Origin of the sequence: Ruegeria sp. HKCCSP351 (genome assembly GCF_017872535.1) — a bacterium.
Classification (GTDB): Bacteria; Pseudomonadota; Alphaproteobacteria; order Rhodobacterales; family Rhodobacteraceae; genus Ruegeria.
Map to the genome: position 1 here is coordinate 30625 of NZ_JAEDOV010000009.1, position 23293 is coordinate 53917.

At 55.8% G+C, this 23293-nt stretch carries 21 protein-coding genes and 1 pseudogene; 10 read left to right on the forward strand and 12 right to left on the reverse strand.

Annotation, left to right across the window (positions count from 1 at the left end):
- Window positions 1–12: 12 nt before the first annotated feature.
- The 6 genes from I9182_RS16765 to pcaQ form a co-directional block, all read right to left on the reverse strand.
- Window positions 13–843 carry a carbohydrate ABC transporter permease gene (locus I9182_RS16765; protein WP_209506825.1) on the reverse strand — a complete coding sequence of 277 codons (831 nt, stop codon included), beginning with the start codon at window positions 841–843 and terminating at the stop codon, window positions 13–15.
- Window positions 844–855: 12 nt separating this feature from the next.
- Complete coding sequence (locus I9182_RS16770) at window positions 856–1722, reverse strand: sugar ABC transporter permease (RefSeq protein WP_209506824.1); 867 nt, start codon at window positions 1720–1722, stop codon at window positions 856–858.
- A 106-nt stretch (window positions 1723–1828) separates the two neighbouring features.
- Entirely contained in the window at window positions 1829–3133 is a 1305-nt protein-coding gene (locus I9182_RS16775) for a sugar ABC transporter substrate-binding protein (protein ID WP_209506823.1), read from the reverse strand.
- 93 nt (window positions 3134–3226) lie between these two features.
- Entirely contained in the window at window positions 3227–4252 is a 1026-nt protein-coding gene (locus tag I9182_RS16780) for a LacI family DNA-binding transcriptional regulator (protein ID WP_209506822.1), read from the reverse strand.
- A 197-nt stretch (window positions 4253–4449) separates the two neighbouring features.
- Complete coding sequence (locus I9182_RS16785) at window positions 4450–5157, reverse strand: class II aldolase/adducin family protein (RefSeq protein WP_209599047.1); 708 nt, start codon at window positions 5155–5157, stop codon at window positions 4450–4452.
- A gap of 44 nt (window positions 5158–5201) precedes the next feature.
- A complete protein-coding gene (gene pcaQ / locus I9182_RS16790) occupies window positions 5202–6143 on the reverse strand; it encodes a pca operon transcription factor PcaQ (protein ID WP_209599048.1) in 942 nt (313 codons plus the stop codon).
- A gap of 97 nt (window positions 6144–6240) precedes the next feature.
- Here pcaQ and pobA point away from each other — a divergent pair, with 97 nt between their 5' ends.
- From pobA to I9182_RS16835, 9 genes and pseudogenes are all read left to right on the forward strand, one after another.
- Entirely contained in the window at window positions 6241–7410 is a 1170-nt protein-coding gene (gene pobA / locus I9182_RS16795; RefSeq protein WP_209599049.1) for a 4-hydroxybenzoate 3-monooxygenase, read from the forward strand.
- Window positions 7410–8198, forward strand: coding sequence for a 3-oxoadipate enol-lactonase (pcaD, locus tag I9182_RS16800; protein ID WP_209599050.1), 789 nt, complete (start codon window positions 7410–7412; stop codon window positions 8196–8198). Before pobA ends, pcaD begins: the two co-directional genes overlap by 1 nt.
- The gene (gene pcaC / locus I9182_RS16805; protein WP_209599051.1) at window positions 8191–8568 is read left to right on the forward strand and encodes a 4-carboxymuconolactone decarboxylase; all 378 of its coding nucleotides are present in this window, start codon (window positions 8191–8193) and stop codon (window positions 8566–8568) included. Before pcaD ends, pcaC begins: the two co-directional genes overlap by 8 nt.
- A 52-nt stretch (window positions 8569–8620) precedes the next feature.
- The gene (pcaH, locus tag I9182_RS16810) at window positions 8621–9349 is read left to right on the forward strand and encodes a protocatechuate 3,4-dioxygenase subunit beta (RefSeq protein WP_209599052.1); all 729 of its coding nucleotides are present in this window, start codon (window positions 8621–8623) and stop codon (window positions 9347–9349) included.
- Between the two features lie 2 nt (window positions 9350–9351).
- Entirely contained in the window at window positions 9352–9969 is a 618-nt protein-coding gene (pcaG, locus tag I9182_RS16815) for a protocatechuate 3,4-dioxygenase subunit alpha (protein WP_209599053.1), read from the forward strand.
- 48 nt (window positions 9970–10017) lie between these two features.
- Entirely contained in the window at window positions 10018–10839 is an 822-nt protein-coding gene (locus I9182_RS16820; protein WP_209599054.1) for a 3-keto-5-aminohexanoate cleavage protein, read from the forward strand.
- A gap of 66 nt (window positions 10840–10905) precedes the next feature.
- Window positions 10906–11967 carry a 3-carboxy-cis,cis-muconate cycloisomerase gene (locus tag I9182_RS16825; RefSeq protein WP_209599055.1) on the forward strand — a complete coding sequence of 354 codons (1062 nt, stop codon included), beginning with the start codon at window positions 10906–10908 and terminating at the stop codon, window positions 11965–11967.
- A gap of 267 nt (window positions 11968–12234) precedes the next feature.
- Window positions 12235–12504, forward strand: a complete 270-nt coding sequence (locus I9182_RS16830) for a hypothetical protein (RefSeq protein WP_209599056.1) — start codon at window positions 12235–12237, stop codon at window positions 12502–12504.
- 149 nt (window positions 12505–12653) lie between these two features.
- Window positions 12654–13311: pseudogene (locus I9182_RS16835) on the forward strand (transposase); the annotation flags it as partial.
- 425 nt (window positions 13312–13736) lie between these two features.
- Here the strand turns inward: I9182_RS16835 and I9182_RS16840 are convergent.
- The 4 genes from I9182_RS16840 to I9182_RS16855 form a co-directional block, all read right to left on the reverse strand.
- On the reverse strand, window positions 13737–15089 hold the full coding sequence (locus I9182_RS16840; protein WP_209599057.1) for an aspartate aminotransferase family protein: 1353 nt from the start codon (window positions 15087–15089) through the stop codon (window positions 13737–13739).
- 106 nt (window positions 15090–15195) lie between these two features.
- The gene (gene phnY, locus I9182_RS16845) at window positions 15196–16659 is read right to left on the reverse strand and encodes a phosphonoacetaldehyde dehydrogenase (RefSeq protein ID WP_245220607.1); all 1464 of its coding nucleotides are present in this window, start codon (window positions 16657–16659) and stop codon (window positions 15196–15198) included.
- 3 nt (window positions 16660–16662) lie between these two features.
- Entirely contained in the window at window positions 16663–17907 is a 1245-nt protein-coding gene (phnA, locus tag I9182_RS16850) for a phosphonoacetate hydrolase (protein WP_209599058.1), read from the reverse strand.
- 18 nt (window positions 17908–17925) lie between these two features.
- Window positions 17926–19113: a 2-aminoethylphosphonate--pyruvate transaminase gene (locus I9182_RS16855; RefSeq protein WP_209599059.1), complete on the reverse strand. Its 1188-nt coding sequence runs from the start codon at window positions 19111–19113 to the stop codon at window positions 17926–17928.
- Between the two features lie 120 nt (window positions 19114–19233).
- Between I9182_RS16855 and I9182_RS16860 the strand changes: the two genes are divergently transcribed.
- Window positions 19234–20124, forward strand: a complete 891-nt coding sequence (locus I9182_RS16860; protein WP_209599060.1) for a LysR substrate-binding domain-containing protein — start codon at window positions 19234–19236, stop codon at window positions 20122–20124.
- 27 nt (window positions 20125–20151) lie between these two features.
- On the opposite strand, the gene I9182_RS16865 is transcribed toward I9182_RS16860, so the two are convergent.
- Both I9182_RS16865 and I9182_RS16870 read right to left on the reverse strand, forming a co-directional pair.
- A complete protein-coding gene (locus I9182_RS16865) occupies window positions 20152–22173 on the reverse strand; it encodes a putative 2-aminoethylphosphonate ABC transporter permease subunit (RefSeq protein ID WP_245220606.1) in 2022 nt (673 codons plus the stop codon).
- Window positions 22170–23285: a putative 2-aminoethylphosphonate ABC transporter ATP-binding protein gene (locus tag I9182_RS16870; protein ID WP_209599061.1), complete on the reverse strand. Its 1116-nt coding sequence runs from the start codon at window positions 23283–23285 to the stop codon at window positions 22170–22172. Before I9182_RS16870 ends, I9182_RS16865 begins: the two co-directional genes overlap by 4 nt.
- Window positions 23286–23293 lie beyond the last annotated feature (8 nt).

The window sequence follows — 23293 nt, forward strand, 5'->3', positions numbered from 1 at the left end:
GAGAAGTTTTCCTTATTTCACAGCGCCAAAAGTCAGGCCGCGGACAAGTTGTTTCTGGCTAAACCAGCCAAGGATCAGGATCGGTGCAATCGCCATTGTCGAAGCCGCGCTGAGCTTGGCAAAGAACAGGCCCTCGGGGCTGGAATAGCTGGCGATAAATGCGGTCAGCGGCGCCGCGTCTACGGCTGTCAGGTTGAGGGTCCAGAATGCCTCGTTCCAGGCAAGAATGAAGTTCAGCAGAACAGTCGAAGCGATGCCCGGCACAGCCATGGGTGTCAGGATGTGCAGGATTTCCTCTTTCAGCGTTGCCCCGTCCATCCGCGCGGCTTCAAGGATTTCACCCGGAATTTCGCGGAAATAGGTGTAAAGCATCCAGACAATGATCGGCAGGTTGATCAGCATCAACACGACGACCAGCCCACCTCGTGTGTCAAGCAGCCCCAGACGGATGAACAGCAGGTAGATCGGGTAAAGGACACCGACCGCCGGCAACATCTTAGTCGAGAGCATCCAAAGCAGAATGTCCTTTGTACGTTTCGAAGGAACAAACGCCATTGCCCATGCTGCCGGTACAGCAATGATCACACCCAACAGGGTTGACCCGCCTGCGATGATGACCGAGTTCCAAAGGAAACGCATGTAGTTCGAGCGTTCCTGCACGACAGCATAGTTCTCAAGCGTCCAGTCGAAGTTCAGGAACAGTGGCGGGCTTGCGATGGCCTGTGCTTCGGTTTTGAAGCTGGTCAGTATGGTCCAGAGGATCGGGAAAAAGATCAGCAGACCGACGGCCCAGGCCAGGGCAGTGTTCAGCGACTTGCGTTGGATTGTGACGGTGCGGGCCATGGTTTTACCTCCTCACGCGTCCAGGTTCTTGCCGACGATGCGCATCAGGAAGACTGCAACGATATTGGCGAGAATGATGGCATAGACACCTCCGGCTGATCCGAGACCGACATTCTGGCTTTCCAACACGCGCTGGAAGATCAGGTAGGTGAGTGTACGGGTGCCGAATGCGCCGCCGGTGGTGACGAAAATCTCGGCAAAGATCGAAAGCAGAAAGATTGTCTGGATCAGGATTACGATTGTGATGGCACGGCTCAGGTGCGGTAGAATGATGTGGTAGAACCGCTTGAGTGGCGGAGCGCCGTCCATTTCAGCGGCTTCCAGTTGCTCACTGTCCAGCGACTGAATTGCGGTCAAAAGGATCAGTGTCGCAAATGGCAACCATTGCCACGACACGATCATGACAATCGAGGTCATTGAAGCTTCGGACAACCACGAGACCGGTTCAGCCCCGAAAAAGCGCCACAGATGGGCCAGCAACCCGTTGACCGGGTCCATGAACATGTTTTTCCAGACCAGAGCCGACACAGTCGGCATAACAAAGAATGGTGCAATAACGAGGATGCGCACCACCCCCTGGCCCCACATTGGTTGATCTAAAAGCATCGCCAGCAGGATGCCCAGAATGACCGTAATCGCCAACACGCCGATCACAATGACAAGCGTTGCCTGTACCGCAGGCCAGAACGAACTGGACGAAACAAATCGGATATAGTTGTCGAAACCCACCCAACCGAGATCACCGCCCCGCAGGGGAAGATACTTCTTGAAGGAAAAATACAGGGTCATCGTCAGCGGCACGAGCATCCAGCCAAGCAGCAGTACCACTGCGGGTGCCATCATCAGGCGTGCAACTGATCTGGAATGTTGAGTTGCCATTGTGCAAGACCTCTCTGTTCAGGCGTAAGGCAGCCTGCGAGAAAAACACGAATTGTGGAAGTGGGAGCAGGGGACAGAAAGTCTGCCCCCTGCTGGGAAGGTTGCCTCAGTACCCTGCGGCTTCCATCTCTTCTGCTGTGAAGGCCTGCGCTTTGGCAAGCGCCTCATCCACTGTTTGCTGCCCGGCATAAACGGCCGAGAATTCCTGGCTTACCTGTGTGGCAATCCCTGCAAATTCCGGAATGGCTACGAACTGGACACCGGTATAGGGTGTCGGCTGCACACAGCAATTCTGCGGGTCAGCCATCAGGATCGATTCCAGAGTCATTTTTGCAAATGGGACTTCCTTGTAGTTGTCATTCTCATAAAGCGAGGTCCGCGCGCCCGGAGGCACATTGGCCCAACCTTCGTTTTCAGCCACCAGCTCGATGTAGTCTTTCGAGGTTGCCCATTCGATGAACTGCTTGGCCGCATCTTCCTGCTGAGTTCCCGCCGGGATCGCCAGCGCCCAAGCCCAAAGCCAATTGGCGCGCTTGTCGACACCTTCCGAATTTGGTGCAAGTGCGAAGCCAACCTTGTCAGCTACGGTTGAGTCGTCCGGATTTGTCACAAAAGACGCGGCGACGGTGGCGTCAATCCACATGCCGCACTTGCCTTGCTGGAACAAAGACAGGTTCTCGTTGAAACCGTTTGTTGCATAGCCAGCCGGGCCGGATTCACTCATCATGTCGACGAAGAACGTCAGCGCCTCTTTCCACTCGGGCTGATCGAACTGCGGCTTCCAGTTTTCATCGAACCAGCGCGCACCGAAAGAATTGCCGGTTACGGTGATAAAGGCACCACCTTCACCCCAGCCCGCCTTGCCACGCAGGCAGATGCCGTTGATGTCGTTGTCGCGATCGGTCATTGCAGCCGCAGCTTCACGGATGAATTGCCATGTGGGTGCTTCGGGCATTTCCAGACCGGCCTTTTCCATCAGGTCGGTGCGGTACATGATCATCGAGCTTTCGCCATAAAACGGCGCAGCATAAAGCGTGCCATCATGGCTCAACCCTCCTGCCATCGCAGGCAGCAGATCGCCAACATCATATTCATCGGACAAACCGTCCAGCGGTACCAGCCAGCCGTTCGCACCCCAGATCGGGGTTTCGTACATGCCGATGGTCATGATGTCGAACTGACCGCCTTTGGTGGTGATGTCGGTCGTGACGCGCTGACGCAAAACGTTTTCTTCCAACGTCACCCATTCGACATCAATGCCGGTCGCATTGGTGAAGTTGTCTGTGTAGCCCTGCATCCGGATCATGTCGCCATTGTTGACGGTCGCGATCGTGATGGTTTCCGCTTGGGCTGCTGCCGTAGCGACGAAAGTCAACGCAGTCGCCGCACGAAGTGCGTTCTTCAAATACATCCCTGTCCTCCCTGAGCTTGGATGCTGTACAGAGACCCTAGTTTATAAATTGTCGCGACGTCAATAATAACTTTACGCGCGTTAAGTTTTAATTCACGCAGATTCTCTTAAAACAAGCCGTGCCGGAAACAGAGTTTCCGTTCGATCATCAAATTTTCCCCCGCTTTCAATGAGTTCAAACAAGGTGTCCACACTGCATCCTGCCACGTTGTCATAATCATGCGCAGCTGTTGTCAGCGATGGGCACGTAAATTTTGCAAAAGGGTGGTCGTCATTTGATGCGACACGGAATGAGCATTCTTCCGTTCGCCCAACCCGAATCCCCTGCTCATAACAAGCAGCCAGAAATCCGATCGCAAGGCGGTCATTGCTGCACAAAACCGAATTCGTCCTGAGAGCGCCTTTCTCCAACACCCTCAAAGCACCTTGATGCCCGATCTCTTCAAACGCCCAGCCTTCACCATCGATTTTAATGACATGGGGCTCGAACCCCAGACGTTCCATTACCTCGATATATGCCTTGCGTCGCTTGTTGGCGTTTGGGTTTGCTGGCGTGCGCATTTCAAAGAAAGATGGAGGTTCACCCGTCCGGGTCATGTATTCCACGGTTTGGGACACAAAACTGAAATTGTCCGATCCAATAAATGCGGCCCCCAACCCTTCAAGGTTGCTGTCAAACAGAACCGTCGGCACCTCGGCGCAAAACTTCTCGATGTGAGCGCGGTCCGAGGCACGCCCTAATGGGGCAAACAGCACGCCCGCCGGTTTCAGAGAGCGCAAACTATCGAGAATTTCATTCTCCAGCTTCTGCTCACCGTGCGAGCTGAAAAGAGATGGACGATACCCGGCAGCAATACAGCTCTGCTCAAGGTATCTGGCCATCTCGGCAAAAAAAGGATCGGCTAGATAGGGAACAACGATGCCGATATTCTTGGTCAGCTTTCGGTTCTGGTTCACCGCATAGATGTTGGGGCGGTAATCGAACTTTTCCAAAGCTTCTTCGATACGCGCCCGCGTAGAGGAACGAACGCTTTCTGGGTCGTGGAAATATTTGGAAACCGTTGGCCGAGAAATCCCGCTCAGGGCCGCGAACTCCTCCATATTTCTTATTTTTGCCATACCTACCCGCTTGCGGAACTCTTTTGCTTTGACCTTACATTTTCTTTACGCGCGCCAATAAATCAATAGGCAGCCGTATCCGCGCGAATGGCCAGATGCGTGGCACCAACGGCGAACAGGCGAAAACCTCCTGATCACGTCGCGATGTTTTGGACTTGAGCCCAATATACCGCCCCTAAGCGCAGCCAACTTGGCAGTCAGGTCTGTTCAGACGGAACTTGTTCCTGCGCAGTACCTGCTGCGACATCCTTGTAGTCGCCCTGAACACCGTAAGAAGCGAAACCGGATAGCGTTTCGGAAATCTGTTCATCGGTCAGGATCACCGGACCGAGGGCCAGAGAAAGGTAATACTGCCGGGCTATGGTTTCCAGTTCGACCGCGCGCCACATGGCCTTGTCCAAATCCTCACCCATGGCGATGGACCCATGATTGCCAAGCAGGCAGGCGGTTCGGTCTTGCAGCGCTTCGATCGCCAGCTCCGACAGCTCGGGCGTTCCAAAGCGCGCAAAGGGTGCGCAGCGAACATTAGTACCACCGAAGGCCGCAACCATGTAATGCGCTGCCGGAATTTCCTTGTGTGCAATCGCCAGCGCCGTGCAATAGGTCGGATGTGCATGGACCACCGCGCCCATATCGGGTCGGGTCTTGAGAATGTCGAAGTGGAACCGCCATTCGGTCGAAGGTTTGAGCGGGCCATCCCAGGTCCCATACTCTCCATCAAATGGCATTGAGACGATCATCTCGGGGTTCAGCTTGTCATATGGCGTCGCCGAGGGTGTGATCAGCATCCGGTTCTCGTATCGGGCCGAGATATTGCCGGATGTGCCTTGGCTAAGACCACTGGATTTCAAAAAAAGGCATTTCTCGATAATCGCCTCGCGGACTCTGCGTTCCTTGTCATCCATCTTGTGCTCCTGTCCTCGCGCCACCCCGGCAGAATGGACCAGCTTTAGTTATCAGAGGTCGCACCATCAGCCGACAAGCCCAACCTTGCAATTGCATTGTCCAAAGCCAACCCGAAAACCTGCGCCTGAGGTGACAGGACCTGGTCTGGCCGACGCATCAGCCCAACGGGTCCGCGCGTTATCGACGTATCAAACGGCAACGCCACAAGGTGGCCATCGCTGATTTCATTGGCAACCACCCCCGCCGAGATGATCCAGATCGCATCGGTCTGCCGGGTATACACCCGCCCGAAAGCACCCGAGACAGTTTCCAGACGATCTTCGATTTCACCAATCCCATGCGCGATCATGAGGCGATCCACCAAGGGCCGAATTGCCGATCCTTCAGGCGGGTAAAGCACTTGCCACTCGGTAATCCGCCTGAGATCGGGGGCTTTCAGCAGTGGGTGATCCGCGCGCACGACAAAGACGACCTTCTCCTCATAAAGCTGGGTAAAGGAAATGCCCTGCATGGTTTCAGGGCGACCCAAACGCCCGATAACAAGCTCTAGATCTCCTAGACGAAGACGCTCCATCAAATGGCCATGTGGACCGTCGAAAACGCTCAGTCGGGTATTGCCCGCAAGTTCGGAAAACTCAGTGGCAACGGCTGGCATCAAGCGGGCCGCAACCGAAGGCAGCACCCCGACCCGGAGACTGGATCTGCCCCGCGCCTCGATCTGCTCCACACCCGAAAAGCCTTGCTGCAAAGCGGCCAGCGACATTTCAGCGAAATGCAGAAACACTTCGCCCTGCCGTGTCAGAGAAACACCGGACCGGTTACGGGACAACAGCACAGTGCCCAGAATATCCTCAAGCTCCTTGAGCGTCTTGGATATCGCCGGTTGCGTGAGAAACAGCTTCTCTGCCGCAACTTTCAGGCTTTTCTCGCGACATATCTCAATAAAACATTGAATATGCCTAACTTTGATGCGGCGATCTATCATTACTTTCCAATTCCGGCAACTAAGTCCCAGCAGAACTCATTTTACATATCGAGAAATGGCGTTCAATTATTAGATACGCGAAATCAGGAGAGCCAACATGCGCGTTCAGGTCGCGATCATCGGCGGTGGACCTTCAGGTCTTTTGCTCAGCCAGTTGTTGCACCGCAAAGGCATAGACACCATCGTGTTAGAGCGCAAAACCAGAGAATATGTTCTGGGCCGCATTCGCGCCGGCATTCTGGAAACCGGTTTTGTGGAACTGATGCGCGAGGCCGGTGTAGCAGAGCGGATGGACAAGGAGTGTTTTGTCCATGACGGCACAGTGATCTCATACGGCGATATCGAATTCGGCATTAACTTTAAAGAGCTGACCGGCAGCCACGTGGTTGTTTACGGACAAACGGAAGTAACCCGTGATCTGTATGATGCGCGCGATGCGATGGGCGGCAAGATCGTTTTCAACGCCGATGATATTCAGATTCACGGGGCTGACAGCGATACGCCTTATGTGACGTATCAAGCGGATGGAACCGGACACCGGATTGATTGCGATTTTGTCGCCGGGTGCGACGGGTTTCATGGGGTGTCGCGTCAAACCATCCCGCTGACCGTGCGCCGGGAATATGAAAAGGTCTATCCATTTGGCTGGCTAGGCGTTTTGTCCGAAACACCCCCGGTCCATGACGAACTGATCTATGCCGGATCGGAACGCGGTTTTGCGCTTTGTTCCATGCGCAATGAGAACCTCAGCCGGTACTACATTCAATGCTCGCTGTCTGACAGTGCCGATGACTGGACTGATCAAGCCTTCTGGCAGGAACTGAAACGCAGGATCCCCGCGCAATATGCTGCGACACTGATCACCGGGCCATCTGTCGAAAAATCAATTGCGGCGCTGCGGTCTTTCGTGACTGAACCAATGCGCTGGGGCCGTTTGTTCCTGTGTGGGGATGCCGCGCATATCGTGCCCCCCACCGGGGCCAAGGGGCTAAACACGGCGGCAAGCGACATCCACTATCTGCACAACGCACTGCTGCAATTCTATGAAGACCACGACAGCGAAGGCATCGACCGCTATTCCGAAAAAGCGCTGGCCCGTATCTGGAAGGCCGAGCGGTTCAGTTGGTCCACGACCAACCTGTTGCACCGTTTTCCGGAACAGAACGGCTTTGACCTGAAAATGCAAAAGGCTGACATTGATTTCCTGCGCGAAAACAAAGAGGCCCAATCGGTGTTTGCACAAAACTACGTCGGGCTGCCCTACTGATGCAGATTGCGGCGCTGGATAACATTCACTTGCATTGGCGTGAGGATGGCGATCCAGATGGCACGCCTGTGGTGTTTGCCAACTCGCTGGGAACTGACCTGCGCCTTTGGGGCAAGGTTTTGCCCTTGCTGCCCAAGGGGCTGCGCCTGATCCGGTTCGATCTGCGTGGTCACGGCCTGTCGGAATGCCCTCAGGCGCTTTACAGCATGGCTGAGCTGGCGGATGACGCCGAGGCTTTGCTTGACCATATCGGGGTTCGCGACACGGTGTTTGTCGGCCTGTCGATTGGCGGGATGATCGGTCAGGCGCTGGCTTCGCGCAGACCGAACCAGATCCGCGCCCTTGTTTTGTCCAACACCGCTACGAAAATGGGGACGGCGCAGATGTGGCGTGACCGGATGGGCGCGATCCGGTCGTCCGGCATCGAGCCTGTGGCAGACGCAATTCTGGACCGTTGGTTTGCGGCGGGTTTCAGGGCAACCGATAACGTGCTGCTTTGGCGCAACATGCTGGTACGTACCCCTGTTTCTGGGTACCTGGGATGCTGCAACGCGATTGCAGATGCGGATCTTGAATCCATGACCCGGACGCTGCGATTGCCGGTTTTGGCCATCGCCGGATCAGATGACCGCGCCTGCCCGCCCGAACTGGTCCGGCAGACCTGTGCTATGATCCCCGGGGCGCACTATGTCGAGATACCCAACACCGGGCACCTGCCATGCGTGGAAGCCCCCGCCACCTATGCTGAACACTTGTCCGCCTTCCTGATGGAGAACCGCAATGAGTGACAAATACGAGTCCGGTATGCGAGTGCGCCGCAGAATTCTGGGCGACGCCCATGTGGATCGCGCCGAAGACGCCAAGTCTGATCTGGACGGTCCATTTCAGGCACTTATCACCGAAGGCGCGTGGGGTACCGTCTGGGCCTCGGACGGGATTAGTGACCGTGAGAGATCCATGCTGACGCTGGCTTTGCTTGCCGCGTTGGGAAACTTCGAAGAAATCCCGATGCATATCCGCGCCACAGCCCGTACCGGCGCCAGCAAGCGGGATGTACTTGAAGCGTTTCAGCACGTCGCAATTTACGCGGGCGTGCCACGCGCCAATCAGGCCCTCAAACTGGCAAAACTGACCTATGATCAAATGGAACAGGACTGAATGGGAAACGCGCAGAAACCCGAGGCAGACAAAAAGGAAGTGTGATCCGACCATGTTGAAACAAGGTGAATTCTACCAGCGTGACCGTGAGTGGCACCCACCTGCGCTGACGCCCGACTACAAGACCAGCGTGACCCGTTCACCGCAATATTCGCTGATCTCGCTGCAAAACTCGATCAGTGAGGTCACCGGCCCGGTTTTTGGCCACAACGATGTTGACCCTCTGGATAACGACCTGATCTCGAACTATGCGCAACCCGGAAAAAGCCCGATTGGCGAGCGTGTCATTCTGCACGGCAAGGTGCTGGATGAAAACGGACGTGCGGTGCCAAACACGTTGGTGGAGATCTGGCAGGCGAATGCAGGTGGGCGCTATCGTCACAAGAAAGATACCTATCTGGCACCGATCGATCCCAATTTCGGTGGTTGCGGCCGCACCCTGACAGATGAAAACGGGTATTATTTCTTCCGCACCGTAAAACCCGGGGCCTACCCCTGGCGCAATTGGGTGAACAGCTGGCGTCCCGCCCATATCCACATGTCGATATTCGGAACAGGTTTTGCGCAACGCCTGATCACACAATGCTATTTCGAAGGCGACCCGCTGATCGACAGGTGTCCGATCGTGAAAACTATTCCTGACGCCGATGCGATCAGCCGCCTGATTTCGCGGCTCGACATGAATTCAACGATCCCACTGGATACCATCGCCTATAAATTCGACGTGGTCTTGCGCGGTCGGCGCTCGACCCTGTTTGAAAACCGTCTGGAGGGAAACTGAAGATGCAACAGCTTAATTATCTGAAGGAAACCCCCTCGCAAACAGCTGGGCCTTACGTCCATATCGGTCTGGCACCCGGGGCTGCCGGATTTGAAATCTACAGGCAGGAATTGGGCTGGGACATAGCCGGACCAAATGCCGAGGGTGAGCGTATTCGGGTCGAAGGGCTGGTCGTGGACGGGGCAGGATCGCCCATCAAGGATGTTTTGCTTGAGGCTTGGCAGGCAAATGCCAGGGGCGTCTATGCCCATCCTGAGGGCGGCAGCGATGTCGAAGACGGCTTTCGCGGCTGGGGACGCGTCATCACCAACTTTGAAACCGGCGAATGGGCGTTCGACACAGTCAAACCCGGTCCGACACCGGGGCGAAACGTGGGCCAGCAAGCGCCTCATATCAACCTTTGGGTTGTTGCCCGGGGTATCAATGTCGGCCTGAATACGCGTATCTATTTCGAGGACGAGGCAGAGGCCAATAGCAAGGACCCGGTCCTTAATCTCATCGAATGGGAACGCCGCCGCGCAACGCTGCTGGCCAAACGGACCAATCGGGACGGTCAAGTTGTCTATCGCTTCGATATCAAGATACAAGGCGAAGATGAGACCGTCTTTTTTGATATCTGACTACTTGGTGCTGTCTTTCCAAGGCAGCACTTAATTCAGGAAATCACCATGACCAAACCCTGCATCATCTGCGTGGCTATCACCGGTTCCCTGCCCACCAAGAAGAACAACCCCGCGGTGCCGATCTCGGTTGCGGAACAGGTCGAAAGCACGCAAGAGGCGTTCGAGGCCGGGGCCAGCATCGTCCACGCCCATGTTCGCAACGATGATCAGACGCCCTGCAGCGACCCCGAAAAATTCGCTCTCCTGAAAGAGGGTTTGCAAAAACACTGCCCCGGAATGATCATCCAGTTTTCCACCGGTGGGCGGTCAGGCGCCGGCCAGGCCAGGGGCGGAATGCTGCCCCTGTCACCTGACATGGCGTCGCTGTCGGTTGGATCGAACAACTTTCCCACCCGGGTTTATGAAAATCCACCCGATCTGGTGGACTGGCTGTCAGCCGAGATGAGAAAATACGAAGTCACACCCGAGATCGAGGCGTTTGACCTGTCCCACATCCTGCAAGCGATCAGATTGCACAAGGAAGGCAAGCTTTATGGCAAGCTGTATGTTCAGTTTGTCATGGGTGTCAAAAACGCGATGCCGGTCGACAGGGCCGTATTCGACTTTTACGTGAAGTCCATGCAGGATCGCGCACCGGATGCTGAATGGTGTGCGGCCGGGATCGGTCCAAACCAGATTGTGGTAAATGAATGGGCCATTGCTGCGGGTGGGCACACGCGAACAGGCCTGGAAGACAATGTCCGGCTGGACCGGAACACGCTTGCGCCTTCGAATGCTGCGCTGGTCAATCGCGTGACCGAGCTATGCGCCAAGCACGAACGTCCGGTCGCAACATGGCAACAGGCTCGCGAAATTTTGGCTCTTTGAGCGCAAGGAGAATTGGCGCCATGACGATTGATATCCGCCCTCTTCAGTTCAAAGGCCACAAATAGGATGGAACAGCTTTCCACTCATCCCTGGCTCAGCGGGCTGTTTGAGGACCCACAGACCTCAGAGATGCTGGGTACAGAGGCTCAGCTGCGACACATGCTGTCCGTCGAGGCCGCATATTCTGAGGCTTTGGCAGCCGTCGGCTCCGTACCAGCAGAGGTGGCGGATACCGCGGCAAAACTTATCCGACAACACCGTCCCGACATGCAGGCGCTGCGCGACGGGACGGCATTGGATGGCGTGGTGGTGCCCGCGCTGGTGCGGTCGCTCAAAGCAGCATTGCCTGATCATTGCCACGTGGCGCTGCATAAGGGGATGACGTCGCAGGATATTGTCGACACCGCTCTGGTCTTGTCAATCAAGGACATTCTGGAGTTGTTTTCGGCCCGTCTTTCAGACCTGACGGATGCGCTTGTGGCGCTGGAACAGGCACACGGCGAATGCGTGATGATGGGGCGAACCCGAATGCAGGCGGCATTGCAGATTACAGTTGCCACGCGCCTGCAAAACTGGCGGTTGCCATTGGCCGATCACCAGAAACGCCTGACCGAATTGCAGCCCAGATTGCTTGTGCTGCAACTTGGCGGCGCCGTTGGCGACCGCGCCGGGATGCACGGATCCGGACAGGCAATCGCAGATCATATGGCCCATAGGCTTGGCCTGATCAGTTGCGATGCAAACTGGCATACCCGCCGGGACAATCTTGCGGAATTTGCCTCATGGCTATCATTGATAACGGGCGCGCTGGGAAAGATCGGTCAGGACGTGTCGCTCATGGCTCAGCAGGGGGTGGACGAGGTTTCGCTGACAGGTGGCGGCGGATCTTCGGCGATGCCTCACAAGCGCAACCCGGTCCGCGCGGAACTGCTGGTCGCTCTGGCCCGTTTCAACGCAATCCAACTGTCGGGAATGCATCAGGCACTGGTGCACGAGCAGGAAAGATCCGGTGCCGCCTGGACGCTGGAATGGATGATCCTGCCCCAGATGATCCTGGCAACGGGGCAGGCTCTGATCAGTTGCCATACATTACTGCAACAGATTGACCGGATCGGCCCGGTGGAGTGACAGCACTAACCTTTTGCGTCTTGAAGAGTTTGGGCGCTGTATTGTCCCTGCGACTCAACCATCAACCCATGCGGCAAACGGCCAGTACATTCGGCCGGGTTGAAAGCGGATCAGTCTCACCATCGCTTGCCACGCTCCAGTCACTGTCTGCCGCTTTGGAAGTCCCTCTGATGGCCCTCTTCGTCCTTACCGATGTAACGGCAGATGTGCATCATGTTTAGGCAGGCGAAGGATTGCCTTCGCGACGCATCACAAAGAGTTACACGCATGGCGACCGTTTGCTGGGCAAGCACGGTGGGCTGGCGGCATGTTTCAATCAGCAATGTCACGATTGCCCGCGACCAATCCAAATCGCTGCCAAGATACCAACGCAAAGGATTGGACTTCCTGTACGTGATCCGGGGCGAAGCCGTGCATCAATGCAGAGCTGATGATTTTGTTCTGGGGGTCAGCGACACTTTGAGCTTCGATGCAATGCTGGCGCATGGTTTTACCGAGATATGTTCCGAAGAAGTTGAGGTCATCACCGTGTGGTGACGCCCGCAGAAACGCGCGAAGAACGATCGTTCCAACACAAGGTCAAAGAAACCAACACCTCATGGAGGTCACGTTCAAACAAGTTGAGGCATTTCGAGCGATGGTTTCGACCGGGACGGTGACCGAAGCCGCTGCCATGCTTGGAATATCGCCGCCAGAAGACCCTGACCATGAACACCCTGTATCACAGGTCCAACGGGCCGCTGCACTTGCTGATCGACAGCACCGGGATCAAGGTCGAAGGTGAAGGCGAGTGGCACGCCCGCAAGCATTGTGGCCCCAAACGGCGGGTCTGGCGCAAGATTCGCCTTGGGATCAAAGAGGAAACCCTGAAAATCCGAGCGGTCGGGATCACCGGGCGTCACGGCAGATGGTGCCTACGGCACGCGCGAGTACCTCGATGAGATTGCAGATAGCGGTACCCATGCCGTCATCCCACCCCGCAAGAACGCGAAGCCCTGGAAGACGATTACTTTTGGAGCCGTGGCCCGCAACAAAGCCCTGCACGTCAAATACCTCGGCCGCGCCCTGTGGCGACGATAGAGTGGATACCATCGTGGGAGCCGCGTCGGGGCGAAGATGCACTGTGTGAAACTGCTGGGCCAACGGCTCATGGCGAGGCATGTCGACCGTCAGGTCGCCGAGATCCAAGACCGCATCGCCGTCCTGAACGGCTACACCGCGCTCGGCATCCCGGCCACGGAGTCTGTGGGATACGTCTGTCCGGGGAAGGCCAAAACGCGCCCATCATCTGGTTTATGCAACAGGGCCAGACTGACAGGCAGCCTAATGACTTTGCCGACATAGGCAGTCCGAATTACCTATGGCAGGTAGAATGTAGTCGCCTGTTGATCTGCATAGTTTTTTACATTTTTTTGCAAAGACGACGGCCTGCTGTCTATAGAGCGCAGTAACAAAAGGTCTTTCAGCTTCTGAATTACATTCGGTACCATGAAAGACCCCGCTCTGTTGATATTGAGTTTCTGAAATTCCGCCAGTTTGGTCTGTTTCAGTTGCGCCAATGCCCGAATTGAAGTTTCTGCCTTTCTCCGTCGCTTTGTCGGCGTTTGAGGGCTAACTGCATTTGGATATTACAACGCCATCGGCCAAACCCAAAATTCGTTGTACGCCGAGCGCCATCGAACTCGTTATCGCAAACCGTACTTTGGAACTTTAGATGCTGTCCCGGCTAGCCCCGTTTCACAACAGCTGAGACTGACTGATCCGACGTGTCAACTCTCGGCCTTGATAGCAGCAACCACAATGTCGATTGCGTGGTCCAGATCCGATTGCGAGATGGTCAGCGGTGGCGACAATGTCAGAACGCATCCCTGACTGATCTTATAGCTCAAACCGGCCTCCAGACAGGCATAGTAAATCCGTTCGGCACGCGCATTGCCCGGTATCTTTTCAACGCGATCATCAACGATTTCGACCCCGAACATCAAACCCCTACCCCGGATGTCTCCAACGATGGGTACGTTCTGAAGTTCGTCCATCAGACGACCAATTGCGTGCTCCCCCAGCGTGGCCGACCGATGAACCAACCCCTCATCTTCGATGATCTGAAGTGTTGTCAAAGCGGCCCGCGCAGTGACCGGGTTCTTTTCGTGTGTGTAATGACCAATGGCAAAATCCCCGCAGACATCCAATTGTTTGCGGGCAACACAAGCGGCAAGGGGCAGGATACCACCGCCAAGCGCTTTTCCAAGCGTCACAATGTCGGGAATGATCTCGTCATGTTCAAAGGCGAACATCCTGCCGGTTTTGCCAAGGCCGGTCGGGATTTCATCCATGATCAAAAGCGCGCCGTGACGATTGCACGCCTCGCGCACGGATTTCCAAAACCCCGGCGGTGGTACATAGGGCACCGCGCGCATCGGTTCGGCTATGACTGCGGCCACATCTCCTTCACGCTCCAGAACATATTCGACCATTTTCGCGCAGGCCAACCCGCAGGTTTCCGGTCCCGCGTGATTGTATGGGCACCGATAACAGGCGAAAGGCGCGACATGTTCAGTGCCCGACAAGAGGGGACCCGCGATATGACTGCGGAACGTTGCCTCGCCACCGACGCTTGCGGCGCCGAAGCCCGCACCGTGGAAGGCATCCCAGAAGCTGATTGTTTTGAACCGACCGGTCGCGGCACGCGCGATTTTGAGGGCAACCTCGTTGGCGTCAGAGCCGCCAGTGGTAAAGAGCATTTTCCCCAGATCGCCAGGCACGATATCTGCTAGTTTTTCTGCCAAATCCACTGCCGGGTCATTGGTAAAGCGGCGGGGTGCAAAAGGAAGATCATCAAGCTGCGCTTTGATGGCGGCTATCAGACGCGGGTGCCCATAGCCTATGTGATGCACCGAGTTGCCATGGAAATCCATGTACCGGCGACCCTCCATATCCTCGATCCAGATCCCCTCGGCCTTTGCAATAGTGCTGACGCAGGGTGATGACAGAGATTGATGCAGGAACACATCCGCATCGCGTTTGAGCAGAGGTGCCGACTTCGGTCCCATGGACTTTCGCAACCATGCCTTGCGCGCTTCGGATGTGTTTGATTCCCCTTCCGTGTGGACAATCTGTGGCATGTCCGCTCCTCATTTCTGTCATCAAAAGATGCGGGCCCCAAAAGGCCCGCCAGTATCAGGGAGGATTTGAAGCGTCCTTCCCGTTTGTGGGGAAAGGACGCAAGGTTTAGTTGGGCCAGGGCAGCGAATAGGTTTTGACGTTGGTGAAGAACTTCATCGCCTCGATAACGCCCTCTTTCACCCCGTTTCCGCTGTCCTTGATGCCGCCAAAGGGTGACATTTCAATGCGGTAACCCGGCTGTTCCCAGATGTTGCAGGTGCCGACATTCAATCCGTTGATAAAGGCGATGGCCCTGTTCAGGTCATTGGTGCATACCCCCGAAGACAGGCCGAACTCGGTCGAATTCGAGATCGCCATCACCTCTTCGTCGTTGTCTGGCACGCGCACGATCGGCACGATAGGACCGAAAGTTTCTTCCATCACCAGCTCGCTGTCATGGGGAACCTTGTCGACGACGATAGGCGGCAGCAATGCGCCCTGACGGCCCGGGTGATACAGGATTTCTGCACCCTCTTTTTCAGCCTGAAGAACGCGGTTCTCGAATATCTCTGCGGCTTTGTCGTGGATCACGCACCCCAGCTCGGTCTCGGGGTCCTGCGGATCGCCGAATTTGATCTTCTTGGCCTTCTCCAGAACCAGCGGCACGAACTTGTCGGCCACACTTTCCTGCACGAGAATGCGCTTGACCGCCGTGCACCGCTGGCCGGAATTTCCGGTAGCCCCCGCCACCGCAATGGCTGCCGCCTTGTCCAAATCCGCATCGCTGAGGTCATTCAGAACGATCAAAGGGTCGTTGCCGCCAAGTTCCAGCGCCTGACGCTTGTAGACGCCTTTTTCGGCGATCATCTTGCCCACCGGCACACCCCCTGTGAACGTGATGATGTCGATATGTTCATTGGTGATCATCTCATCGCCAATGTCAGCCGGCCAGCCGGTCACCACCTGGAACATCTCGTGTGGCAGGCCTGCTTCATAAAGTATGTCGGCTAGTGTCAGCGCGGTCAGCGGCGTCAGCTCGGTCGGTTTGCAAACCATGCAATTGTTGGTGGCAATCGACGGCGCGATCTTGTGGCTGACCATGTTCAACGGGTGATTGAACGGCGTAATCGCACTGATTGCTTTCACCGGCTCTCGGGTGGTGAAAATCTTGCGGGCCTTGCCGTTGTGGGTCAGGTCGCAGGAGAAGATCTCACCATCATCCTTCAATGCCTCGGCCGCCGCGAATTGATACACGTCCTGCGCGCGCTTGGTTTCGTAGATCGCATGCTGGTGGCAAATGCCCAACTCCAACGTGAGCCATTTCGCAAGGTAATCGCGTTTCTCGCCGATCAGCTCGCCTGCGCGCTGCAGAATCTGGCTGCGCTCGTACCGGGTCAGTTTAGGTTTGTAATTCGCCGCGATTTCGAAAGCCCTGCGTGCATGTTCTGCGGCGCCGGCGGGAACATGACCCACAACTTCGTTTGTGTACGGGTAGAGAACGGGAATGGTTTCATCGGTAAAGACGATCTCGCCACCGATCCGCATTCCTTCGTTACGAACTTCGATTTTCGACATGGTCTGGTCTTTCATGGCTTACTGTGCCGCCGCTGTAGTTGCGTAGAAAAAGGCATCAAAGTTGCGCAGCACGGGTTGGTTCGGCAGGTCGATGACACGGTTCACGATGAAGGGAACTTCTTGTTCCGTCAAACCACCATGGCTGCGCAGCGGTTCCTTCAGGGCCGCAAGGTCATGGCGGTGCTCGGACGTGCCGATGCAGATGTTTTCACCAGAAACCATCACAATGTCGCCAATGCGGTCGCCCGGCAATTCGAATTGCTCGATCGCCTCGGTCTTGGTCAGAACATGAGTGATGCCGCTGGTCGCCTTGAGTTTGGCAATGATGTCGCCCTGATCCGCGCCATCCGGCAGATAAGCGGTCGCGAACGAACCCAGTGCACCATGATGCACGACATAGGGGTCAGTGATCGGAAGGATGACTCGTGCCGCATCCTTGCCCAGCCATTCGTCCATCAGATCCTGCACATAGACGACCGAAGGGGATCCATCTGCCAAGTGCTTTGGCTTCATGCCGTGATCAGCCGTCACCACGATGGCGGCCCCCAATGCGTTCAACTCGCCCAGATAGCGGTCAAACATGGCGTAAAAATCCAATGCGCCCTTTTGATCGGGTGCAAACTTGTGCTGGATATAGTCGGTGGTCGACAAATACATGACGTCGGGCTTGAACTCTTTCAGCAGCTTGACGCCAGCAGCAAAAACGAATTCCGACAGCTCGGCCGAGTATACCTCGGGCACATCCATGCCCAGCCACTTGCTGGCATTGTCGATGCCATGTTCCTCAAGCGTCGTTTCACCCGAACGCTCAGAAGAGAATGCAACCGCCCTGCCCTCGTCAAACTTCAGCCCAGCACCAAGCAGCGCGCGAAGCTTGTCCTTGGCGGTTACCATCGCCACTCGGAAACCTGCATCATAGAACTGCGAGAAGATGGTCGGCGCGCGCAAGAAGCGGACATCGTTCATCATCACCTCTTCACCAGTATCGGGATCGATAAGGTAGTTGCCGCAGATTCCATGCACGATCGGCGGACGCCCGGTGGCAATCGAAAGATTGTTGGGGTTGGTGAACGACGGGATAACAGAATGCGCCAGACGGTCCGTACCTTCCTCCCGCATTCGTTTGAGGTTGGGCATCAGCCCTTTCGCAATCGCCACGTCGAGGTATTCTGGTTCACATCCATCAAGGCAGATGGCAATAGCGGGCACCTTCGGCGTCGGGTAGACACGCTCATTTGCTTCGACAGGGGTTTGAATGGTCATCTGTGTTTTCCTTGATGTTTATGCAGCCAACTTGGCGCGTTCTTCCAGTGCCCGGAGAGGGGGAGCAGCGCTTGTCACGCCCATTTCTTCCAGAGATTCTTTTGCAGCGATCACAACTTTGCGCATGACATCTTCGTCCATCTGACCGATGCAACCGACGCGGAAACTGTCGACGACGGTCAGCTTGCCCGGGTAGATAATGAACCCTTTTTCCTTCATCCGGTTATAGAACTGATCGAAAACGAAATTCTCATCAGCCGGGCAGAAGAAGGTGACGATGATCGGGCTGAGCCAACGATTATCCAGAAGCGTCTCGAAACCCAGTTCACGCATACCGGCGACCATGACGTCCCGGTTGCGGGTATAGCGGGCGCCGCGACCTGCAACACCTCCTTCGGCGGTGTGCGCCCGAAGCGCCTCGATGAAGGCGGCGACTACATGCGTTGGTGGGGTAAACCGCCACTGGCCCGTTTTATTCATGTGCGCCCACTGGGCATGCACATCCAGAGACAGCGAATGACTGTTACCTTTTGCGGCTTCCAGCTCGGATTTGCGCGCCACGATGAACCCAAAGCCCGGAACGCCCTCGATGCATTTGTTCGCCGAAGACACCATCGCCTCGTATCGAATTTCAGTGGGTTTGAGCTCAATCGCTCCAAATGCGGACATCGAGTCGATCAAAAGCTTGCGCCCGGCGGCATATGTGACCTCTGAAATCTCCTCGACCGGGTTCAGGATGCCCGAGCTGGTTTCGCAATGAATGGCGACGACATGCGTGATGTCCGGGTCATCCGCGAGAATGCGCGCCACCTCGTCACCCCTCGGAGGCAGGTAATCGCCCTTGTCCAATACGACATGATCACGACCCAGGTACTGCAACGTGTGGGCCGAACGCTGCCCATAAGCACCATTGGCCAACACCAGCGCCTTTCCATCCCGCGGAATAAAGGATGCCAGCATCGCCTCGACAGAAAACGATCCGCTGCCCTGCATCGGCACACAATCAAATTCGTCAGCGCCTTCACCAAGCAGGTTCAACAGGCTTGATCGCACCTCCCGCGTCATGGCGCGGAAATCGTCATCCCAGCTTCCCCAATCGCGTAACATGGCCTCTTTGACCGCGTAGGACGTTGTCAAAGGACCGGGTGTCAGAAGGTAGGGTTCGCCAAGGCGCGGTTGCTCAATTTTGGGTATGGATGGCGTCATTACCAGGCTCCAGAACAGCGTTTTCAGGAACACATTTGCAGTAACGGTTGCTATATGTGAAATTGCAATTATCAATCCATTAATAAGCACAGCCTATGCATTCATATCCAGGAAACCGTTATGCGACACAGCCAGTTGAAAGCTTTTCATTACGTGGCCAAACATGGTGGATTTTCCCGTGCGGCTGAGGCTTTGTATCTGACCCAGCCGGCGATTTCCGAACAGGTTCGAAAACTGGAACAGGATCACGACCTGTTGTTGTTCCAGCGTGAACGAAAACGCGTGAACTTAACGCCCGAAGGCGAACAGCTTTATCGATTCACGAAACAGTATTTCGAGATTGAAGATCAGATTGAGGATTATCTCTCTGAAACCAAAGCCGCGATTGATGGAGAATTAAGAATCATTGCCGATTCAGCGCATCACATGACGTCTTTTCTAGGTTCGTTCCAAAAGAAATACCCAAAAATCACGATCACCGTACGATCCGGCAACACCGAAGAAATCCTGGAGGAGCTTCGGTCTTACAATGCGGAAATCGGCGTTGTCGGTAGCCTGTCTCCTGGCAAGGACATGGACGTATTGAATTTGGGGTCCACTGAAATTGTGGCCTTTGCTGGTCAGGGCGTGCATTTGGCATCCAAACCAACCTTATCCCTGGAAGAGTTGTCCGAATTGCCCCTGATTTTCAGAGAGCACGGGTCAAAAACACGCGAGAAACTAGAGGATGCAGCCGAGAAACACGGCATCAGATTAAACCCGGCGATCGTTGCAGAAGGCCGAGAGGCCGTTCGCGAGCTTGTTGCCTCGGGTGCGGGAATCGGTTTTGTATCTCAGGCGGAATACGGGCACGATGATCGATTGCAGCAAATCAAATTGAAGGGTGTGAACTTGCAAATGGGTGAAAGCATGATCTCACTTTCCCAGCGTCGCGACGTCAAGATCATACGGGCGTTTATGGACTTTGCTGAGCGGGTGCTTAAGGAGAAAGAAACCCCCGCTGATATGTGACCTGCGGGGATTTGAGTTTTGTGGGGCTTACCTGCTGCGCCAGGCCTGTGTGCGGGCCAGAATGCCTTTTGACGCAATCAGGTGGACGATCCGGGCGGCTGCGTTGGTGTAGAAGATCATCATGCCCATCGCAGCTGCGGGTGCGATGTCCCCGGCATCATCCATGTTCAGCACCGCGATGGACGCGAGTGTGGTTTTGGGTGAGTAGAGGAACACAACCGCCGACACAGTCGTCATCGCGTTGACGAACAGATAGATTGAGATGTCCAGCACCGCAGGCAGGCAGACCGGCACCGTCACACGGGCAAACAGCTTCATTGTTGGCTGTTTGAGAGAGGCTGACACCGACTCGAACTCTTTATCCATCTGCTTGAGAGCGGTGACCGCCGTCAGGTGCGATACGGTATAGAAATGCGTCACCGTGCAAATCACCAGAATCGCCATGGTGCCGTAGATCGCATTGAACGGATTGGACGGGTTGTTGAAGAAGAAGATATACGACAGCCCCAGAACCATGCCCGGGATGGCCATCGGCAGCATGGCGAACATCTGAAAGATCGACCGCCCGGTTTTGAAACCGTTCGATTTTTCCACCAGATACGCACCGAAGAAGACAACCGTCGTGCCGATCACCGCCGTCAGGAAGGCCAGTTTGATCGAGTTGAAATACGACCCCCAGCCGCCGCCATCCATCTTGTTGAACTGGTAGTTCTTGAGGCTCAGGCTCAGATCGTAGGGCCAGAACTTGATCAGCGCCGCAAACTGACACACGGCCAGAAGACCAACGATGAACAGGCCGATCAAGCTGCAGTAGATCAGGAATATGCGATCAGTTTTAGGGTTTGGCGTTGCCTGATATGGAACCGAACGCGCAGAAAGCAACGCCACCTGCTTGGACTGAACCATCCGGTCGATGCCAAAAGCCAGAATTGCGGGGATGACCAGAACCACCGAGACCACGGCGCCCATCTCAAAGTTCTGCTGGCCGATCACCTGTTTGTAGATATCCACGGCAAGCACGTTGAACTGGCCGCCGATCACCTTTGGCAGGCCGAAATCGGTGATCACCAGGTTGAACACGACAAAGGCTGCTGAAATCAGGCCATAGCGCGCGCCTGGTATGGTGACGGTCCAAAATGTCCGCCAGGGGGTAGAGCGCAAGCTGACAGCGGCCTCGTACAACCGCGCATCCGATATCGCGAGCGCGGTCGATATGATCAGGAACGCGTGTGGAAAGGTAAAGAAGACCGATCCGATCACGATGCCTATGGGGCCATAGATACTGGCGCCGAATAGCAACTCCTTGATCATCCCCTGATTGCCGAACAGGTAGACCAGCGCGATGCCCGGCAGCAGCGAGGGAACCAGAATCGGCGCCATCGCGATAAGGCGAAAGGCCCCCTTGAACCGCATGCAGCTTCGGTTCAGCGCATAGGCAAACCAGAACGCCAGCGTCACCGTAACGATTGTGCTGACAACCGAAATCCAAAGGGAATTCTTGATCGAGTTGAACAGGGCCGGGGTTGAGAAGTAGTTGATGAAGTTGCCCAGACCCCGCGCTTGAACCGGTCGCATCTGCACTCGGCGGAACGTGTTGGAATCAAGCTCGACCCAATCGGTGCCTTCGTTCAAAGTCGACCCGACCAGAAAGCGCCCGGCCTCCGTCGTGTTCCGCATCTGGTACATGACCGGGCTGCGAAAGCTGAAATCCGGAAAGAACCCGGTCACCGGCAAACGCCCGTCCGAGCCGGTTGTCAGATCGGTATCGGAATACACCCCCAATTGCCTGTTCAGTTCGTCAGCCGTCAGGATCGTTCCGTCGAACACACCCGCTTCATCACTGACCTGAAACTCATACTGGGACAGCTCGACCCGGTAGGTCGAGAAGGACTTGGAGAGCATCGTGTAAAGCGGCAGCGCTAGTGTCACAATCAGATAGAGCGCGATCACCATCATGCTTCCGCGCATCAGGATGTCATCGCGGCTGAGCCTGGGCCTGATATCCGGCCCAGCTGGCAATGTGTCCTGATTGGTCGACATCGTGCTCATGCCCCGGCCCCCGGAATGTCAAACGCCATCAGGCGGTTCTCGGGAAGCTCGATCACCATGCTGCGACCTTCTTCCAACTCAAGGCGACGCACGGCGTTGATCGAAAAATCCGCTATCAGTTCCGATGATCCAAACCGTTCGTTGTTCAGGCGGCAGCGCCAGAACGAGCCCAGGAACTCCATTTCATCGAGCGTGACCTCGATGCAGTTCCGATTGCCGCCCGTGTCAAGATAACCGGCTTCATGAGGGATGATGTCTTCGGGACGAATGGCCGCGATGACCGGGGTGCCATCATTGAACGTGTGGCTGAGGCAGGCAAAGGTCTTTTCCCCGACGCTCAACCGCCCGCCTTTGGTGACCTGCGACTGGATCTGGTTCATTTCACCGATAAAGTCGGCCACGAACAGGTTGGCCGGTTCGCGGTAGATCTCTGTGGGCGATCCAACTTGTTCGATCACCCCGTGGTTCATCACCACGATGCGGTCGGCCATGGCCAGCGCTTCTTCCTGATCGTGCGTCACCATCACGGTGGTCACACCCAGCTTGCGCTGCAATTCCTTGATCTCGTGCCGCAGGTGAACGCGCACCTTGGCATCCAGTGCCGAAAGGGGTTCGTCCAGCAGCAAAAGTCCGGGGTTGGTTGCGATGGCGCGGGCCAGCGCAATCCTCTGCTGCTGGCCACCGGACAATTGCGCCGGGTATTTCCTGCCCTGATCCGGCAGGCCAACAAGGTTCAACAGCTCGCTCACCCGAACTGCGATATCCGACTTGCTGCGGCCGGTGTTTTCAAGACCAAATGCGATGTTCTTTTCGATCGTCAGGTTCGGAAACAGCGCATAGGACTGGAACACAATCCCGAAATCGCGCTCGGACGGGGGCAGGTTGGAGACGTCCTTGCCATCCTGCATAATCGTACCCTTGGTCTGCAGATCCAGCCCTGCAATCGCCCGCAACAAGGTGGTCTTGCCGCAGCCGGACGGGCCGAGGAAACAAATGAATTCACCTTCTTTGATTTCAAGAGAGATGTCCTTGAGTGCCAGAAAGCTGCCGAACGCTTTCCACAAATTCTGGATGCTGAGATACAGTTCACCGGGTGGTGTTTTCTGAAGCACGGGAGAGG

What these genes read in the sequence shown, in the direction of transcription:
- I9182_RS16765 (WP_209506825.1), bottom strand. Translation starts at nt 843, where the DNA reads ATGGCCCGCACCGTCACAATCCAACGCAAGTCGCTGAACACTGCCCTG.
- I9182_RS16770 (WP_209506824.1), bottom strand. Translation starts at nt 1,722, where the DNA reads ATGGCAACTCAACATTCCAGATCAGTTGCACGCCTGATGATGGCACCC.
- I9182_RS16775 (WP_209506823.1), bottom strand. Translation starts at nt 3,133, where the DNA reads ATGTATTTGAAGAACGCACTTCGTGCGGCGACTGCGTTGACTTTCGTC.
- I9182_RS16780 (WP_209506822.1), bottom strand. Translation starts at nt 4,252, where the DNA reads ATGGCAAAAATAAGAAATATGGAGGAGTTCGCGGCCCTGAGCGGGATT.
- I9182_RS16785 (WP_209599047.1), bottom strand. Translation starts at nt 5,157, where the DNA reads ATGGATGACAAGGAACGCAGAGTCCGCGAGGCGATTATCGAGAAATGC.
- pcaQ (WP_209599048.1), bottom strand. Translation starts at nt 6,143, where the DNA reads ATGATAGATCGCCGCATCAAAGTTAGGCATATTCAATGTTTTATTGAG.
- pobA (WP_209599049.1), top strand. Translation starts at nt 6,241, where the DNA reads ATGCGCGTTCAGGTCGCGATCATCGGCGGTGGACCTTCAGGTCTTTTG.
- pcaD (WP_209599050.1), top strand. Translation starts at nt 7,410, where the DNA reads ATGCAGATTGCGGCGCTGGATAACATTCACTTGCATTGGCGTGAGGAT.
- pcaC (WP_209599051.1), top strand. Translation starts at nt 8,191, where the DNA reads ATGAGTGACAAATACGAGTCCGGTATGCGAGTGCGCCGCAGAATTCTG.
- pcaH (WP_209599052.1), top strand. Translation starts at nt 8,621, where the DNA reads ATGTTGAAACAAGGTGAATTCTACCAGCGTGACCGTGAGTGGCACCCA.
- pcaG (WP_209599053.1), top strand. Translation starts at nt 9,352, where the DNA reads ATGCAACAGCTTAATTATCTGAAGGAAACCCCCTCGCAAACAGCTGGG.
- I9182_RS16820 (WP_209599054.1), top strand. Translation starts at nt 10,018, where the DNA reads ATGACCAAACCCTGCATCATCTGCGTGGCTATCACCGGTTCCCTGCCC.
- I9182_RS16825 (WP_209599055.1), top strand. Translation starts at nt 10,906, where the DNA reads ATGGAACAGCTTTCCACTCATCCCTGGCTCAGCGGGCTGTTTGAGGAC.
- I9182_RS16830 (WP_209599056.1), top strand. Translation starts at nt 12,235, where the DNA reads ATGGCGACCGTTTGCTGGGCAAGCACGGTGGGCTGGCGGCATGTTTCA.
- I9182_RS16840 (WP_209599057.1), bottom strand. Translation starts at nt 15,089, where the DNA reads ATGCCACAGATTGTCCACACGGAAGGGGAATCAAACACATCCGAAGCG.
- phnY (WP_245220607.1), bottom strand. Translation starts at nt 16,659, where the DNA reads ATGAAAGACCAGACCATGTCGAAAATCGAAGTTCGTAACGAAGGAATG.
- phnA (WP_209599058.1), bottom strand. Translation starts at nt 17,907, where the DNA reads ATGACCATTCAAACCCCTGTCGAAGCAAATGAGCGTGTCTACCCGACG.
- I9182_RS16855 (WP_209599059.1), bottom strand. Translation starts at nt 19,113, where the DNA reads ATGACGCCATCCATACCCAAAATTGAGCAACCGCGCCTTGGCGAACCC.
- I9182_RS16860 (WP_209599060.1), top strand. Translation starts at nt 19,234, where the DNA reads ATGCGACACAGCCAGTTGAAAGCTTTTCATTACGTGGCCAAACATGGT.
- I9182_RS16865 (WP_245220606.1), bottom strand. Translation starts at nt 22,173, where the DNA reads ATGAGCACGATGTCGACCAATCAGGACACATTGCCAGCTGGGCCGGAT.